The 17,325-nt window shown below is 60.1% G+C and carries 15 protein-coding genes; 9 read left to right on the top strand and 6 right to left on the bottom strand.

All coding sequences use genetic code 11. The annotated features are described in order from the left end of the window. Positions 1-132: 132 nt before the first annotated feature. Both IH971_03590 and IH971_03585 read left to right on the top strand, forming a co-directional pair. Positions 133-2,019: a VCBS repeat-containing protein gene (locus IH971_03590; protein ID MCH7496918.1), complete on the top strand. Its 1,887-nt coding sequence runs from the start codon at positions 133-135 to the stop codon at positions 2,017-2,019. Beyond that, positions 2,016-3,761, top strand: coding sequence for a tetratricopeptide repeat protein (locus IH971_03585; protein ID MCH7496917.1), 1,746 nt, complete (start codon positions 2,016-2,018; stop codon positions 3,759-3,761). The genes IH971_03590 and IH971_03585 overlap by 4 nt, the downstream gene beginning before the upstream one ends. 57 nt (positions 3,762-3,818) lie before the next feature. Here IH971_03585 and IH971_03580 read toward each other — a convergent pair whose 3' ends face one another. Beyond that, a complete protein-coding gene (locus tag IH971_03580; protein ID MCH7496916.1) occupies positions 3,819-5,531 on the bottom strand; it encodes an OPT/YSL family transporter in 1,713 nt (570 codons plus the stop codon). Between the two features lie 1,297 nt (positions 5,532-6,828). Continuing rightward, positions 6,829-7,440 (bottom strand): hypothetical protein, encoded by a 612-nt coding sequence (locus IH971_03575; protein MCH7496915.1) that lies wholly within the window; start codon positions 7,438-7,440, stop codon positions 6,829-6,831. Between the two features lie 443 nt (positions 7,441-7,883). Between IH971_03575 and IH971_03570 the strand changes: the two genes are divergently transcribed. From IH971_03570 to IH971_03540, 7 genes are all read left to right on the top strand, one after another. Then, positions 7,884-8,672, top strand: coding sequence for a hypothetical protein (locus tag IH971_03570; GenBank protein ID MCH7496914.1), 789 nt, complete (start codon positions 7,884-7,886; stop codon positions 8,670-8,672). A 209-nt stretch (positions 8,673-8,881) separates the two neighbouring features. After that, positions 8,882-9,715: a hypothetical protein gene (locus tag IH971_03565; protein ID MCH7496913.1), complete on the top strand. Its 834-nt coding sequence runs from the start codon at positions 8,882-8,884 to the stop codon at positions 9,713-9,715. A 23-nt stretch (positions 9,716-9,738) separates the two neighbouring features. Next, positions 9,739-10,515, top strand: coding sequence for a hypothetical protein (locus tag IH971_03560; protein MCH7496912.1), 777 nt, complete (start codon positions 9,739-9,741; stop codon positions 10,513-10,515). Between the two features lie 100 nt (positions 10,516-10,615). After that, on the top strand, positions 10,616-11,623 hold the full coding sequence (gene queG, locus IH971_03555) for a tRNA epoxyqueuosine(34) reductase QueG (protein MCH7496911.1): 1,008 nt from the start codon (positions 10,616-10,618) through the stop codon (positions 11,621-11,623). Positions 11,624-11,828: 205 nt separating this feature from the next. Next, positions 11,829-12,203 (top strand): Rieske (2Fe-2S) protein, encoded by a 375-nt coding sequence (locus IH971_03550; GenBank protein ID MCH7496910.1) that lies wholly within the window; start codon positions 11,829-11,831, stop codon positions 12,201-12,203. A 5-nt stretch (positions 12,204-12,208) separates the two neighbouring features. Then, a complete protein-coding gene (locus IH971_03545; GenBank protein ID MCH7496909.1) occupies positions 12,209-12,892 on the top strand; it encodes an LON peptidase substrate-binding domain-containing protein in 684 nt (227 codons plus the stop codon). 32 nt (positions 12,893-12,924) lie between these two features. Continuing rightward, the gene (locus tag IH971_03540; protein MCH7496908.1) at positions 12,925-13,173 is read left to right on the top strand and encodes a hypothetical protein; all 249 of its coding nucleotides are present in this window, start codon (positions 12,925-12,927) and stop codon (positions 13,171-13,173) included. 15 nt (positions 13,174-13,188) lie between these two features. Here the strand turns inward: IH971_03540 and IH971_03535 are convergent, their stop codons facing one another. The 4 genes from IH971_03535 to IH971_03520 form a co-directional block, all read right to left on the bottom strand. Continuing rightward, positions 13,189-14,067: a hypothetical protein gene (locus IH971_03535; GenBank protein ID MCH7496907.1), complete on the bottom strand. Its 879-nt coding sequence runs from the start codon at positions 14,065-14,067 to the stop codon at positions 13,189-13,191. 9 nt (positions 14,068-14,076) lie between these two features. After that, positions 14,077-15,645 carry a hypothetical protein gene (locus IH971_03530; GenBank protein ID MCH7496906.1) on the bottom strand — a complete coding sequence of 523 codons (1,569 nt, stop codon included), beginning with the start codon at positions 15,643-15,645 and terminating at the stop codon, positions 14,077-14,079. Further along, positions 15,638-16,933, bottom strand: a complete 1,296-nt coding sequence (locus IH971_03525) for a hypothetical protein (GenBank protein MCH7496905.1) — start codon at positions 16,931-16,933, stop codon at positions 15,638-15,640. Before IH971_03525 ends, IH971_03530 begins: the two co-directional genes overlap by 8 nt. Then, a partial coding sequence (locus tag IH971_03520) for a HEAT repeat domain-containing protein (protein ID MCH7496904.1) occupies positions 16,930-17,325 on the bottom strand: 396 nt, incomplete at its 5' end. The genes IH971_03525 and IH971_03520, both read right to left, overlap by 4 nt.

Raw genomic sequence — 17,325 nt, 5'->3', positions numbered from 1 at the left:
ACGTTCGCACCTGATGGTCGGGGATACCCGGGGACATCGTATAGCCGGGTCGACGAATGGCCGGCCGCGATGGTGAGTCCGATGAGTTGGAAGACCTGACAACGTTGTCGCTGGAATCTTGCTGCACAGCCGATGAGAAATTACCGAGCAACCACCCGAGATAATGTGATCCAGGCCATACTGTGTGCTTTCCTCCTGGTGTTGTTTCCGGACCCTTCCGCCGGTCAAACTGATGTACAATGGCAGGACATCACCGACGTGCTGGGCATTGGCTCCCCCGAGCGCCTGCCGCGTTCAGGGAGTTATTCGCTGACAGAAAATTTTACCGGCAGGGCCGTACCCTTTGACTACGACGTTGACGGCGACCTGGACCTGCTCCTGACCTATGGCCCGCAGCCGGCCGACTCACTCTATTCGGGGCTCAACCGGCTGTACCGCCAGGATGATTCCGGCTGGGTAGATGTGACCGCCGCGACAGGGCTGGCCCGTTTCCCCCCGGCGAGCCACGCCGCTGTGGGCGATGTGGACGGCGACGGCTATCCGGACCTCTACCTGTGCCTATTCGGCGCGGACCGGTTGTTGCACAACGACCAAGGCCAAGCCTGGCACGACATCACCGAATCCGCAGGAATCTCCAACGGTGCCTGGGCCACCGAAGCTGTGTTTTTCGACGCCAATGGGGACGGTGCGCTGGACCTGTACGTTGCCAATTACGTGGCCTATCAGGCTGCGGACACGGTGATATGTATCGAGCCGGAAACCGGTTTGCGCACCATTTGTAATCCTTTACTTTACGCACCGGCGCCCAACAAACTCATGATCAATGACGGCTACGGGCGTTTTCACGACCTTACTGCCAGCCTGGGTCTGGCCGATTCCACCAGCCGGTCCCTGGGCGTCACGCTGCTGGACGCCAACAGCGACGGCCTCCTGGATGTGCTGGTGCTGTCAGACCGATCTCCAAACCTGTTGTACTTCAACGACGGCGACTCAGGATTTGTGCAGTCGGGGATTCTCTCCGGTGTGGCTCTGGCGCCGGATGGATCGGAGCCCAGCTGGAGCCAGGCGTTGACCCTGGATGCCAACGACGACACGCACATCGATCTCATCCTCACCCGGCATGACGGGGAACTTGTGCTGCTCCTCAACGATGGCAGCGGAACCTTTTTTGAGGGCGGATACCAAGCGGGGCTGGTGCATCCACGTTTTCCCTATGCGGCTACCGGCGCAGCGATCCTGGATCTGGACTTCAACGGCTCATTGGACCTGCTACTTGTGGACCAAAACCATGTAACGCGCCCGGATGGCAACGATTCTATGGCCGCCGACAGCTCAGGCAGCCAGCCAGCCACGGCTGCTCCACCTGATCGCGGTATGACGCGGCGCATCATGCTATCAGATAAGGCCCACCGTTTTTATCCTGCGAGCGAAACGGTGCCCATGGTGCTGGACACCAGCCTGCTGATTCCCAAGCTGCCGGTAAGCTCATCAGCAGATGATTCCGAGGATTACCTCGCTGCCGGCGGGTTCGAACTGGACCTGGGCGACGCCCCAGTATCGCCATTGGTGGCCGCGTCCCTCGTCGGGGACCTGCAGCCCGATCCCGGTGTGAAATTTCGGGGCATTGAGCTTGATACGCTGGCGGTGCGGCAGGAGGCAAGCCACTATGTGGTGGCCGATTTGACGGGGGACGGGCTTCAGGAGATCATCGCTATTTACCGGGCGGGTCTGTTCCGGGTCTGGCAGCGCGTCGTGCCGCGGCCGCCCCGATTCCTGGGCCTGAGGCCGAGGCCTGGAACAGGTCAGCGGACCGTGGTGGGTGCGCGCTTGACGGTGTCCGGGGTGGGCTACGAGCGGCGGATGCTGCTGACCCATGCAAATCCACAGATCTTTTACCTGCCGCGCCGTGTGCGACGGGTGGAGGTGGCGATGCAGTGGCCGGACGGGCACCAAGACCGCTACCGCATTCGCCAGCTGAATCGCTATTACGATGTCGTCCGGCAGGTCGAGCAGCAGTGAATCCGGATACAGCCAAAGCTGTAGAGCGGCGGGCCACGCCAGCAGCGACAGGCCCCGGGCGAACGCTCATTTGGGCGCTGGCTGGGATCCTGAGCTGGCTGCCGCAGCTGCTGCCTGGTCAGATCAGGGACCCCTACGCGGATGCGCTCAGATCGTTCGAGCTGGGTAGGTATGACCGGGCTACGAACATACTTCAGGACATCCTTGAGCGGGAGCCCGAGTGCGGTGAATGCTATGACCTCCTGGCCAGGGTAGCAACCTCGCGGGGTAATGACAGTCTGGCTGCGGTGTGGTACCGCCAGGCGCTGGTCAGTGAGCCTGATAATCCCACCCTTTACCAGAAGCTGGGGTTCGCCGAGCATCGCGCCGGCGACTTGCTGCAGGCGATAGACGATCTGGAGTATAGCTTGCAGCTGAACCCCACCAGCGGCGAGACCTACTTTGCCTTGGGCAATGTCTGGTATGACCTGGAGGCCCTGGCACAGGCCAAGGCACATTACCATTCCGCACTGGCCCTTGATAGCACCGCAGCGAAATTCCATTTTCAACTGGGCATGGTCTTTTTCAAATCCGATTCCCTCGATTCGGCCCTCACGCGGTTTCGATCAGCCTATGAACGGTACCCCAAGTATTCACTGGCCTACGAGTTCGCCGCCAACATTCTCCTACAACAGGACCGCTGGCCCGAAGTAGTGACGGTATTGGAACGGGGGCTGGCTTCGGCCTCGGAGACGGAGGTAACCCGCTTCTGGCTGGGCGTTGCACACGTCGAAGTGGGGAACTATGCACGTGCGGAAGATTTGCTGCGCGGATATGTGAGCCAGCGGGAGGACAATCTGGCGGCCAGGTACAACTATGGACTGGCTTTATTCGAAACAGGTGCGTACGAAGAGGCCGTGGCTCACCTCACGGTGATTTCGCAGGGCTTGCCGGACCTGCTCAAAGGCCAGCTGTACCTCGGCCGGTCGCTCAGCGCCCTGGACATGGATTCCCTGGCCAGTGCGGTTTTGGATACGCTGCTGGAAAGGGACTCAACCTTTTATGATGGGTGGATTGAGCGGGGCAACCTGGACCTGAAGGCCAACCGCTTCAGACTGGCCATTGCCGAGTACACGCGTGCTCAGAATCTCGACCCGGAACGCTGGGAGGCTTATCAGCGCCGGGCGCTGGCGCTCTACCTCCAGGAGGACTATGGCCAGGCGGAGGCGCAGCTCTTCTTCGCCCTAATGCGCGAAGATAGCTCGGTGGCCATCTATCATTTACTGGGAGACATTGCCGCCGCTGTGGGCGAGGACGATTTTTCCAGCTACTACTATCACATGGTGCTGCGTCTGTCGCCGGAAAATAGGACGGCGAGAGGCAAGCGTGTTGCCGCGCTGATCCGAGCCCGCCAGTGGGCACCAGCCAGGGCTGAACTGCTCAGGACTCTGGAGCGCGAACCCCGCAATGAGGAGGCGCTCTATCGGCTCGGCCGGGCAGCGCGGGCTGCGGGTGACAGCGCCGCCGCCAACAGGTATCGGGACCAGTTCTGGCAGTTGCACAGCCAGCGCAGGGAGCTTGAGCGTCTGGAATTGCGCATCAGACTCGACCGCCGCAACCCCAGGCACTACCGTGATCTGGGCTGGCACTATCTCCGGCAGGAGAACCTCAGCCGGGCCCGGGCCAATTTCCGCAGAGCCGTCGCGTTGGGGGACACGACCCTGTCGGCCAGCCTCTACCTTGACGAAGGGGACCGGCCGTAGCCGCGGCTAGGGGTCGGATCGGCCTGGAGTGCCGGAGGGTGGTGGCCGGATTACCTCTCAGGAGCTCTTGGGCGACCAGCTCTGTCTGACCACCAGGGTTGCGGCAATGACCGCCAGCACGCCCGCACCCACGAGCCTGAATAGGGTAACATCAAGAGAGGTGGCGGCGTCAAGCGCTGCGGTGACAAACCCGGCCAGGCCCTCGCCCCCCATGATCCCCGCTGCCAGAACCACACCCGCCCGCACCCAAGCGGGGCGACGACGGTTAATCCATGCGCGCATGACGCCGCCCAGTGCAATGACAAAGCTCAAGGGCCAACCGAGGAATATTCCGATGCCCAGGGGTATCAACTGCACCCGCGGCTCGCCGGATTTGGCGGCGACACCCCGGCTCCACCAGCGCAAGCCGTCCGCCAGCAGCGCCAGCCCCAAGCTACCGAAAAATGTAGGCAGGTGGATGAGGCCAGCGAATGCGTTGTAGACCATTTTGGCCTGTGGCGCAGGCAAGGCGGGGGTAAACAGCTGCGGCAGGAAAGTATCCCGGATCATCGCCAATAGAATGGGCATAGCGGGAACAATGGCAAGCACGGCAAAGAGATCGCCGCGAACAATGTAGCGGCTGGGAGTGCCGACCACCTGCGCGGACTTGAAATCGTGTCCAATGTCGCCGGCCACTGCGGTGGTTACGGCGACAAAAAAGGCGATGACGTAGCGGGCCGAACCGGGCAATGGCAGGCTGAAGATACCGTAAACAGCCGCGATGAGAAAGGCGGCCAGAATGCCGAACTGTTCCAGCGGATCGAGATTAGTGGCACCCGTCAGCTGGGCGGCCACAGGGACCAGCAGCCAGGCCAAAGCAATGGTCAGAAGCGCGCCCCACCAGCTGATGCCGGCAGCCATCAGCAGGCCCAGCCCGGCAACCGAAAGAGCCAGCACGGGCCATTGAAAGCGGTTCCGACGAAACAGGTCGGTAAGCCCTGCCAACCGGCCGTGGAAGATCAGCTGCGCCAGCCCAGACCCCAGCACCAGGCCCATACCCACGTTTTGGCTCCAGAGCTGGGGGGTGAACTTGGAAATGTCGATCAGCTGCTCGGTCACAATCGCGCCCAAAGGCATCAACACAGCGATGCCCAGGACGGCGCCGGCCAGCCAATTAAGTCCGGTTTTGGGACCCAGGATATAGCCCGCCCCCACGCCCATGGGTGCGATGAGGAATGTGAGCACCAGGCCGCCACCCAGTGCAACGGGCACAACATAGAGGTCCAGGTGATCGCGAAAAAGGGTCAAGGCGCCGGTAAGCAGACCCGCCAGCAGCACCAGTCTGAACAGGGCACCGCGGTCGAATCCCTCGCGGATGAGTTCGCCACCCGCCTGCCCCGCAGGGTAGGGCAGTCCCAGCTGCTCCACATAGCGGTGCCGCACGCGGTCCGAAAGCATGACCCCCAGCAGGCCGGCCGTCCCGGCCAGCAGACTGAGCAGGCCCACGGATGGGATGTCTGCAAGCGGTTGCAGATACATCCCCGGCAGGACAAACACCACCGCCGCAGCTACGAGTCCGCCCATGGTGCCCCCAGCCTGAGCCATGTTCACGTCGTGCATGTTGGGCTGGCGTGAAATAAGGCGCAGCAAGCCCGCCGAAACCACAATGGAAAATACAATGGGCCACGGCATGGCGCCCAGTTTCAGCGAGATAAAGGCGCTCGTGAAAAACAGGAATAGAGTGACGAGCAGCGTGACGAACAGGATTTTCAGCGTAGAAGCGGATAGCATCGTGCCAGCGCTGAAGTCAGGCAGCCAGGGCGCCTTGAATCGGCCGGGGAGCGCGCGGAAAGGGTGCGGTGGACCGCCATCGGTGGAGGCGCAGGCCTGGCGGAAGATCCGGGGAAGGGGCGCGGGACTCACTGGCGCGACCCAGTGAACCCACCCTTCCCACGACCCGTTGCAGGCCGGCAGCTGGGCAAAAGTCTGTCACGCGGCAGCCGCGGGGTCTGCAGAGACGCGCACGATCACGCCCCCGCCACTGGTCAAAACCTTACTCGAGCATGAAGGCGCACTTCGTAGGTGTAAACTCCCCATTTGGTTCACCACGAAGCCTAAACTTAACACCCGTCGCCGCCTGTGGCTCCACTTGATGTCGCAGCATCCAGTGGCGCTAGGCAGGTGCTCGGGTGGGGTCCAGCCACGTCAAGTTATTTGCCGCTACTGAATACGGTCTTGCGCGGAGTGCATTGCGAATGTAAATTGACGGGCACCACAAGGTAGATAGTACTGTACATTATCGCACGGTTACACATGTACAGATGATCGTTGATGACCGGGGGGCGGTCGACCGCAACACCTCAGCTGCGACTGGCCTAGTTCGGCTGCCTCCCGACCCCTATCCGGCAAGTTTTACCTCCAGATTGACTTCTAAGTTTGGCACTGCGACCAAGTTGCGTGACTGTCGATGCAACAAATTGGGCGCCGTTCCCGTCTGACTTGTCGACCGCAGCCGAGTTTTGAGTCATGGGGTAGGGTCGTGGGATTCAATGAGGTCACCAAGGGGTCCGCAAAGGGCCATTTTGAGACGCATCATAAACTTGACAGCTCCACCACAGGCGCTGCTGGGCATGCTGTCCCTACCGCTCGGGGCAGCAGGTGCCCGTGAAGGCGACGAGATCAGCCGCAGTTTTAGGGCGGCAAAGGGGGGCACGCTCACGCTTAGGTCTAACCGTGGCTCGGTTGAGGTTCAGACCGCTGCAATCGAGGAAGTAACCGTTATGGTTTCCCGGAGGGTACGTTGGGCGGCGACAAGAATTTTGGGGCTGACTTTGGGATCAGATATAAGCAGTCGGGAGACGACGTATTCGTCTGGGGTGAATTCAAAAATGGCAGGAAATGGCGGCGGTCCAGAGCTTTACGTCCGTAGCTCCGGTGGCTCCATCCGTATTTTGAGCCTGTAGCAAAAATCGCCTTCACCCGCAGTGCGCGGACAGAGGCGATTGAGATTACACTGCCAAGCTAATGGCCCGGCCAACGATAATCAGCTCGTGAACCCCGTGAGCCAGGGCAATCAGTGGCTACTCAGCTACTCAGTGACGTCGTATTCCGCTTCGAAACTGATGGTCCAGTTATCAGGGTCAGATTTATCCACAGACACGAGCCCCTCGGACATGAGCTTCTGATTGAACTTCTTTCTACGAGGATCATCTTTTTCAAAGGGCAGCAGGGAGTCCACTCTCTGGTCGAACTCCTCCATGGAAAGCGTATAAACGCCGTTGAAGACAAACATGCCCAAATCCCGGTGAATCTTGAACAGCTGTATCCTGCGCTCCAACGCTCCCACTCGTTCCGCCAGCGATTCCTTGCTGATGGCACCCGGCCCCATGGACTGCCGCTTGAGGGCCTTCCAGCGCAGCATGCCACGCGTCGAGAAGACAATGAAGAAAACGAAGTAAGACGCCAGAAACATGCCCAGCAGGAAGATCACCGGGCTGTTTTCATAGGTCGTTGTCAGCAGTGATACGAGCGACCCCATGACGGCAGCGAAAAGTCCGAAGAAGACCGCTGCCCAGAAAAAGGTGGATTGGTGTTGCTCAACATCCGCCAGGGGTACCAGGGCAATGCCAGTTCCCCGGGGATCCAGTAATTTTAGCGCTGTTCCTGTATCGAACCCCGGCCCTGGGCCATTACTTTTCATCGAATCGGCACTCATCCCTAAGCCCCCTCATGATTAAACCGATACTTGAGTTGGTTACCTGTTCTGCTATATCGGGTACCAGTTACTTATCTCGAGCGTCCCACGGCATGCTCGGAACTGGCTCCAATTTCAGTGCAACGAATAAGATAAAGCCTCTCCCGCCTGAAGGCAATCGTTATGTTGAGTGATTTTGCAGGTAATTCAGGCCTATTCAAGGATGGGGAGTCGCGGCTTTACGCGGTTGACCCCGGATCACCCAGCCCATCTATTCACAGCGGCAGCCGACGAGCGCTCCCCCATGCCGACGCCACCTGTCGCGCGGTGAAGGCTGCGGGCGGATCCTGATCCGGGCTGGAAAGGTTTTCCACGAGAGATACTTTTGACCTGCGGTATTGGTTAGATTTCCGTCTGCATCTATTTTGCGTTTGCGCACCAGACTCTGGATGAAGGCTAGCAAGACACAGATTCATATCGGCAGGCCGTTGGTGCTCTGGATCACCGTGGGGTTGTTGCTGGGGCTGCTGGCGGCGCAGCAAACACCGTCGCGCACGGAATACTACCGCGACGAGGCCGGTTTTCGAGCGGGCATCAAACTGTTCCCCTTTGAAATCCATGAGGACGGCTACCTGAAAGTGGTCTCTGACGGGCTTGGCTTTGTGACGCTGCTGAGTTGGTATTCCCGCACCGATTCGCTGCTGATGACCCGTTCGTACGAATATTGGGATGATCCTCCGGGACATCCTGGCCCGAGCGGATCGATCAAGCGTATGTTGGAGCTCACAGCCGACAGCCTGATTATCCGCGAAGTGATGTTCGGCGATGAAGCCAAGTCCCGGGAATTCATTGAGTATGCCTTCGGCGTAGCATTCGTATCGGACTTTCGCAACCGGTTCACCGAGGTGCGGGTGGATTCGGCCCTGCGAACCACATCCTACCGGATCGTAAGCACCCAAGGAGAGCTCATCGGGGCCGTATTTCTGGACTACGACAGTCTGGGCTATCTGACCAATGAGACCTGGTTTCAGGGTGCTGAGATGAAGCGCGTGCGGGAGTTCATGTACCGCTTCCACCGCGATACCGGGGAGCAGGAAATCATCGAGCGGGGGAGGGAGGGCCAGGTGGTGAGTCACGTCCGCATCAAGACCGACCCCCATCAGGTTCCAGGCTACGGCCTGGGCATAAAACCTGAGCAGCTGCTAGAAGCAACGCCCCCAGATAGCGCAGGCCGTTAGACGGCCCCGGGCAGACCGGTTAGCGGCTCGAACCACCACCCGAAGGGCATAGGCATCGAACGGCGTGGGGGACCACAGGGCGCCCATCGCGATCAATACGCTGCGCTGGACTTCGGCGACCGCGACACGTAGATTCTGTGTGACCCGATGATGGTTCGATGTTCCACTCAAATTTCAGGAGCTATCCTGGCAAGGTTAAGGTATAAGAGATGGCAGGGATACGACTTACTCGCCCGCTGATCATCGGGCTATTGGGCCTGACAGGTTCTCTGTGGGGGCAGGTGCCCCTGCCGCCCGCCAATCTGGTCACGGTGCCCACGGCAGGTACGCCCCAGCGGGGCATGTTCGAGGTGGAACTGCTGATGCAGCGCGACGGGGGCGTATTGGGCCGGCTGGGGGTCGGGTTCTCCGACCGCTTCTCCCTGGGTTTGAGCTACTCCGTGCAGCGCTTCATTGGGGACGATACGATCAGCTTCCAACCGCTGCCTGAGGCCCAGCTGAAATACCGCGTCATCGATGAGAGCTTCTCGCTGCCGGCCATCGCCATCGGGCTGGACAGCCAGGGACGGGGCGAATTCTGGGAGGCCACGATCGATTCGGCCAACGGGAACCCACAGATTGCCATGGCCCGGTACGATGTGAAGGCCATTGGACTATACCTGGTGGTGAGTAAGAACTGGCAGATCTTCGGCAATTTCGGCAGCCACCTGGGCCTGAGCAAGAACGTGTGGGAGAGCGATGACGTCGAGAACGGCCTCAATCTGTTTGTGGGCTTCGATAAGGATATCGCTCCAGGTCTGGGTGTTTTCCTGGAATATAACGCCGCCCTGGATGATAACGGTTACGAAGCCAAGATTACCAGGGATAAACTGAAGGAGCTGACCGTAGGGAAGGGGAAGGGCTACCTGAATGCCGGCATCCGCTGGCACCTTGCCAGCAATTTCTACATGGAGGTGGACCTGAACGACATCCTGGTTAACAAGGGCGGGGGCGTGCAGTATTTCAGCCGGGAGCTGAAGGTGGTCTACAGCGAGATTTTCTGAACTTGACAGCGGGGGAGTTGCTGATGGCACCGAAGATTGGGCCCAGTACACTGCTGGTGCTACTGGTGGCGGCACTGCCCCTGTGGGGCGGAGCAGCCGGTGCATCCCAGGGCAATGCGCCGACCTGGACGCAGATTGACGCGCTCAATGCGGCGAAGGACTTTGACGGCGCCCATGCCCTGCTGATACGGGTGGGCAGCGCAGAGCGCGACAAGGTCGACTATCTGTGGCGCATGGCCCGGCACCACTTCAACGTGTCCGACAACACGGCCGATGAGGAGGTCATCGAGCGGGAGCTCTACGCCGGCTTCGATCAGGCGCAGAAGGCGCTGGCCGCCGATTCCGCCAATGCGTTCGCCCACGGCTACTACGCCATCCTCATTGGCCGGGTGGGGCAGATCGAAGGTACCAAGCAGAAAATCAAGAACTCCTACGCCGTGCGGGATCATACCCTGAGGGCCATCGAGCTGGACCCGATCAACGACTCCTGGCAGCATGTCATGGGGCAGTGGCACTTCACGCTGGCCGATCTGAGCTGGATTGAGCGCAATATTGCCGCGCTGATCTACGCCACACCACCGCAGGCGTCGTTTGCAGAGGCCTCGGGCTACTTCAAGCGGGCCGGCGAACTGGACCCCGATGACGTGCGCCACTTTCTGTGGCTCGGCAAGAGTCAGCTGCAGCTGGAAAACGATTCAGCGGCCAAGGCCAGCCTGGAAATCGCCGTCAGCCTGCCGCCCGGTTCCGACAGCGATACCATTCTCCAGGAGGAGGCCCGGGCATTGCTGGGAAAGCTCTAGCTCCCGGGCCGTGGGGCGCTTTCGGACCCCTCGCTAACAGGCCACCCATGACTTCCCAGCGTGCCGACCACAGAGTGCCTCCATCTGCGGTCATGAGGTAATGTCTCACCCCCTGGTATCGGACCCCGCTGCCGCCGCTCCCGATCTGAAGCAGTTCATTCGCCAGGCCGCGCTCCGGCTGGGCTTCCAGAAGGTGGGCTTCGCGAAAGCGGGCGCGCTTGGGCAGCAGGGCCAGGATCTGCAGGACTGGCTTCGGCAAGGGCGCCACGGCGCCATGGACTGGATGGCCCGCAGGCAGGCTGAGCGCAGCGATCCCTGCGTCTACTTTCCCCCGGTTCAGACCGTTGTGGCGCTGGCTATGAACTATCATACCCCTGCGCCGCAGCAACCGGACGGTTCACCCCGCTGGTCCCGGTACGCCTGGGGTGACGACTACCATCGCCTGTTGAAAAAGCGGCTGAGGGCGTTGCTCCGGGAACTCACAGTGGTTCATCCCGATGTGAACGGCATCGCCAGCGTGGATACCTCGCCCGTCATGGAAAAAGTGTGGGCGCAGCGGGCGGGGCTGGGTTGGCAGGGAAAGCACACCAACCTCATCACCAGGGACTACGGCTCGTGGGTGTTTCTGGGAGAGCTTTTGCTGGACATTGCGCTGGAGCCCGACCCGCCCTTCGAGGAAGACCTGTGCGGCAGCTGCACCGCCTGTCTGGAAGCCTGCCCGACCCAGGCCCTTACCGCCGCCTACCAGCTGGACGCCACCCGGTGTATTTCCTACCTGACGATCGAGCACCCCGAGGGCGTGGATCCGGATGACGGGGCCCGGCTGGACGGGTGGCTGTACGGTTGTGACGTTTGCCAGGATGTGTGTCCCTGGAATGTCCGCTTTGCCCAGCCGTCACCGGAACAAGCCTTCCAGCCCCGGGAATTCATCAGCACCTACAGCTGGTCCGATTGGGCCGGGTTGAGTTTTGGGACGTGGGACCGCCTGCTGCGGGGCAGCGCGGCGCGGCGACCGGGCTATCAGGGGCTAAAGCGGATTGCGGCAGCAGGCGGGGCGCTGAACGGGCTCCCGGCAAAGCAGTTGACAAATCGAAACGGGGGCGTCTAACTTTGTTTCGTTGCGCCTGTTCGGAGAGGCGCCGGAGAGGGCACCGTCTGCTTGAGAGCGCTGCCAGGAGCCGCGATCTTGTGGGCGGGCGCAGCGGCATGGTTGGACTGCCCACCTGGTTGCGGGACACCATATTGAGCGAGTATGGTTAGCCTGCAAAGTGCTTGGGTCGTGAGCAATGGATGATGAACAAGATTACCGGACCGTGTTACGCCTGGCGGATTTGCCGCCGGGGAGCCAGCGCATTATCATTGAACGGGGCGATCTGGCCATTGCCGTTTTTCACCTGTCCCCCGCCGATACTCCGGGCGGCAAAGGGGGCATTTATGCCTTGGACAACCGCTGCGTACACCGGGGAGGATCCATTGGGGATGGGCGAGTAAGCAACGGCAAGGTGACCTGCCCCATGCACGATTGGGAGTATCATATCGATAGTGGCCGCTGTGTGGATAATCCGGAGGCCCGGCTGAGAAGCTATCCGGTGCGGATTCGTGAGGGGGCCATTCAGGTTCGCCTTGACCCCGGGCTCCAGCACCCTGATTACGGGCCACTCTACGATGAGTCCGGGCAGCACAGGTAATGGCGATGGCGACCGTTAAGGAACTGTTGGACTCATTCTCGGGAACTACCCCGCTGTTTCCACTGCCCGATTTTGTATTCTTCCCCCAGACAGTCCAGCCGTTTCACATTTTTGAGCCCCGCTATGTGCAGATGGTGAAGGATGCCATGGCGGGCGAGCGCCTCATAACCATTCCTCTGCTGGCTGAGGCTGGCAAGGGCCAGCGGGTGGAGGTTCCTGCCATTCGGAAAATTGCTACGATGGGGTACCTCAACAATGTTCAGCCGCACGAGAATAACAAATTCGATATTTTGGTAACGGGGTTGGTCAAAGTACGCATTGAGGAGCTGGATTCGGACAAGCCTTATCGGCGGGGGGCGGTAACGCCACTCAAGGAATTCAGCCAGGTAACTGACGGGGAGCAGAAGCGGAAAAGTATTTTGAGCAGATTCGAATCAATCCTGGAAAAATCGCAGTTGGAAGGTAATCTGGCGGCGCTGCAGCAGGAGATGATTCCCCTGGAGATGCTCGTACATGTGGTGATAAGTGCCTTACCGGTCGCTGCGGCGGAGAAACAGAAGATGCTGGAGCTGCAATCTCTGGAACTGCGGATAGACATTTTGCTGAACTTCCTGGAGAGCGGCCTGCACAGCATCGACGCCATGGGGCCATTTGATCCCATCCTGCCCACGAATCCCACCTGGAATTGACCGGGTGCGCCCTGTCTGATCAGGCCCTCTAAATGCCGCCAAAAGTTCTCAGGCGTTTGTGTATTGTCCGCACCCTGTCAGGGCGCGACTACCACTTCTTGCTTACGGACTCCGATGATCCCACCGGTTATCGCCTACAGCGGCAGAGTGATGCCTTGCACCTGATCCGTCATGATGGCCAGGCCAAGATGGTATTCTACAAGGAAACGGTGGAGGCCGTGCGTTTTGAGGAAGGAATCGACGAGGGAGGGGTTCAGCCCTGGGTAGACGCGGTCATGTAGCCGTGGTTCCGCCGGCTAAGGCTCAATCCACCTCAGATCGATATTGCCCAGGCCCACCGATGCGGTGATTTCCAGCGTGGGCTTGGAAGGATCATAATTTTCGCTGAGATAGTAGCCCCGGCCCTTTTGGATCATATCCCGGGCGTCGACGTTGGAGAGGAAGTTCTCCTCCGCCTCCATCGTGACATTGTAGCCCCGAGGAATCCATAGTACCACGCTGCCCAGCCCCACGTTCACCTCCACGGACATGTCTCGAAACTCCTCACCGTCAAAGTCGAGCTCGGCAGAACCCAGCCCGCAATCGAAGTGCAGGCGCCGGGTACGTGCATTCGAGAGATTTCGCGCCACCAGCTCCCCCAGTCCATTGTCCACAGATATGCGGCTCAGCTGCACACCATTGAGGCTGGAGAAGTTCAGCTCCGTCTCACCCATACCGTTGTCCAGGTTTAGCTCCGCAACTTTGAGCTGGCCCAGGTCCAGCCTGGCTTCCCCCATTCCCGTTGTGAAATCCAGATGCAGCGGGACCCGGGTGGTGAAGTAGAGTTCACTTTCGGGCGATTCCATGTCGCGTCGGATCAGATCTACGCCCCACCGCTTGTGCCTGCTCCTGGTTGTGAGTTCGAAGCGGGCGATGCCGCCACTGACCCCGTACTCGATCCGGGGCCGCAGATATTCCTCGTCGTAGCGGACATAACCAGTGACGGCTTTGCCGGGGTTGCCCCGTTCGACGCGAATCTCGCCGAAGCTGAACTCCACGCTGATTTCCAGTAGCGTCACATTTTTATCCAGGTCCTCGTCGATCGTCAGAATGGCGCGACCATCGCCCTGACCGGCCCAGGCGGTGCTCGCCAGCAGTCCCAGGATCATGATAACGGATTGCATCGTGCGGGTCATGCCGGCTCCTTACTGGTCCAGAATTCTTAAATAAATTGTCCAGTCCGCCCCACTGGTGACGGGCTTAAAAAACTCCAACCTGAAGCTCTCACCGCCATACGCCAGGCCCAAGGCGGCCGAATTGTTCTGCGAGCTAGCGCGCAGGTGCTCGCCCGTCAGCAGCCCCGCGCTGGCGTCCCAGACTCCGCCCAGGTGGCCCATCAGGCTGTAGAACTTGTCGAAATCCCGCAGGGTAATGGCCGCCTGGATGATGGCATAGTGATTCCCGGTACCCAAGCTCTTGTAGGCATAGCCCTGAACCGATCCGATTCCCCCCACGGCCACCTGATGTTGAAGGCCGTAATTGCTGCCGGTGATGGTACCGGTGCGGCCGCTCACGGTGAGGCCGAGCCGGCGGTGCAGGGGGACGAAGGCAGCAAGACTAAGGTCCTCGCGCAGATAGTCAAAGTCACTGCCGGACATGCTTTGAGTCTGGGCATAGGCAAAGTTCCCCTGGAAGCGGCCCGGAAACGGGCCCAGCGGCGCACCGGCAGCCAAACGGAGTTGCAGGTTGGCGTCCCGGCCCTCATCGATGAGGTATTTGGGCCGGAACTCCCCGGCCTGACCCAACAGGCTCCAGTTGGTAACCACGTCCATGATGCGGTGATTTTCATTTCGGTAGCGGGCTTTGAGCTCAAACAGGTTGGGAAGTGCCAGGACCAGTGAGCCGCCGAAGCCCTCGGCCTGATACCAGTCGTACCAGTCGCTGTTAATGAACAGGGCACCCAGAGTGTTTTCGGTGGGACTCACGCGCCAGCCATCATCGTGGCGGGCTTCGCTGTGGCCTTCCAGCAGGAGACCCATGCGCCCCCGCCACAGATATTCGCCCACGCCGAGGCGGCCAAACCACTTTCGGGCACCAAAAGCCCGTCCCGCATAGCCATGTACCTTGAACCCGGGAATATCACCGGTGTTGGGGCTGAACGGGAAATACAGGGCCAACCCTTCGGAGCGGTTGTAGCGGATGGTGACACCGTCAACGACCTCAAAGTCGGGCTGCTTGGACCTGCTATCCCACCGGCGCCCACCGGTCCCGCGATGGCGGTCAACCCTGCGGGTCCGCCAATCATCGCCGTTATCAATCCGGTCGAGGCTCTCGGCCCGGTCGTCATCGATGCCGAACAGTTCCCGGTTCTCCTCCCTGGACAGGCTCACCTTGCCACGGTTTACCTCCAGTATCCGGCCCGTCACCTGCGCATCAGGGTGGCGGTTAATGCGTCCGCCGATGGTGGCAATCGTACCCTCAATTACGGCGGTAGAAAGGAGGTCCACATCCCCCCCCAGGACGGTGATCCGACCCGTGACCCGCCCTGCTACAGTCAGGTGCCCCCCAATCACCCGCACGGCACCCGCACGGACTTCTCCTTCCGGGATCACCAGGTCGTCGAAAATCTTGATTTCGCCCCCCGACACCGTTTCTTTCTGTGCGCGCGGCTCGGGCTCGGAATTTTCGGCAGTCTGGGACCAGGCGGGCACCCAAGGAACGGTCAGTAAAAGTGTACGCGCAAGCAATAATTGGGCATTCATGGTCTTATTCATCTCCTTGGCTTATCTCGATTTTGCCGTGAGTCTCAATGGTAATGGTGTGGACCGGCTTAGCGGGCATGAAGCTGGCCACCGTATAGCCGTCACTCTTGCGAAATTTGAAGTCCAGATTGGTATGCATGCGGTCGACGGCATAGTGGGGCGAGACCCCCAGTAGTTTGGCAGTGATGGCCACCGGGAGGGCAGTGCTCAGGCTGATCCACACATCTCCGTAGGAGGTGGTGATCGTGGACTTGTCCCGTCCAAGCTTCGCCAGCGTCATTTCTTCCACGCTGATGTCGCCACTGTTGTTGCGAATCTGCACGGCTCCCGCGATGCGTCGGATACTGATATCTCCCGCTCCGCTATAGAGGATGGCATCGCCATTGACCCGCCTCAGATCAACATCGCCACCACTGGTCGCGGCCTCGATGGCGCCATCGATGGCTTCAGCGACAATGTCGCCACCCCCGGTCAAGAGATTCACCCGGGCGACAATGTCTTCAATGATGATGTCGCCCCCTCCCGTACGGGCATCCAGCTCGGTGCCTTCAAGATCCTGTACTTCAATATCCCCGCCACCGGTATTGAAGGTGAAGTTACCCTTGCAGCGCCAAAATTCAATGTCCCCACCGCCGGTGTGAGCTTCTACTTGGCCCTGTATCGTGCGGCCCTCAATGTCCCCACCGCCGGTGAATACGCTTACCTGACCTTCGATTTGATACAGGTCGATGTCACCGCCACCTGTGCGCAGCATGACTTTCCCGCCCGACTTGGAAAGGGCGATGTCGCCGCCCCCGGTTTTAGCCTCGAGGTCGCCGTGCAGGTCGCTCATGTCGAAGTCGCCGCCGTAGGACTGGATGAGAAGGTTGAACTTTTTCGGAATTTTCACTTTATAGTCGAAGTATACGTTGCGCTCACTCCACTGCCCCACTTTGAAGACATAGGAAGCTTCCTTCCCCTTTACCGCGGTCAGTTCTCCCTTAACCCTCTCGATGGTCTCCAGCGCATGATCTTTGTGCCGAGTCCTTACCGATATTTTCTCCTCAATAACGATACGGTGGACATCCGTACCGAGCATGACAACGTCACCCCGGAGGGCTTTCATGATCAGGGTGGCACCGGGAGCTACTTCCAGACGATGGATAATAACCGCCTGATATCTGCCGTGATGCTGTCTCAGCTGCGGGCCCCGGCGAGCTGGCTGGACCTTCAGTACCACTTTCTGGGCAAGGACTATGTCAACCTGCCCCCCAAGCGGCACCCCAGTGATGAGCACGATGAGGATCAGTTTCAGCATCATAGTCGGGAATCCAAGCGTTCATCATCCCGAGCGTCGGGCGCGTTGGACAGAATCTGATAGGCCCGGTAGCTAACACTCTCCATGGGGTCCATGCGCGAGACCAGCAGCAGGGCGGTGCGCACCGACAAATCATCCAGGAACGACGCCAGGTTCTCCACAGCAGCTAGGCGTACCCCCTCGTTGTCGTCCTCCAACACCACCTTGATGAAGGCGTCCTTGACCAGCGGCGTCTGCACCCCCTGGAGGCTCTGCACGATGGACAATCGAACGCCTGCGTTCTCGTCGGTGAGCAGGGCAGAGATGAGCGCCATCATGGTACGCTCCTTCTTGGCCAGCTCGGAGGCGCTGCCCAGAATCCTGGCCGATTGCAGACGCTGGCCGGGGTTGGGGTC

It is taken from the genome of Candidatus Neomarinimicrobiota bacterium (assembly GCA_022560655.1).
GTDB lineage: Bacteria > Fidelibacterota > Marinisomatia > SCGC-AAA003-L08 > TS1B11 > JADFSS01.
Note: the sequence above shows the minus strand (reverse complement) of the source record. Positions and strands in the feature narration are given on the sequence as shown.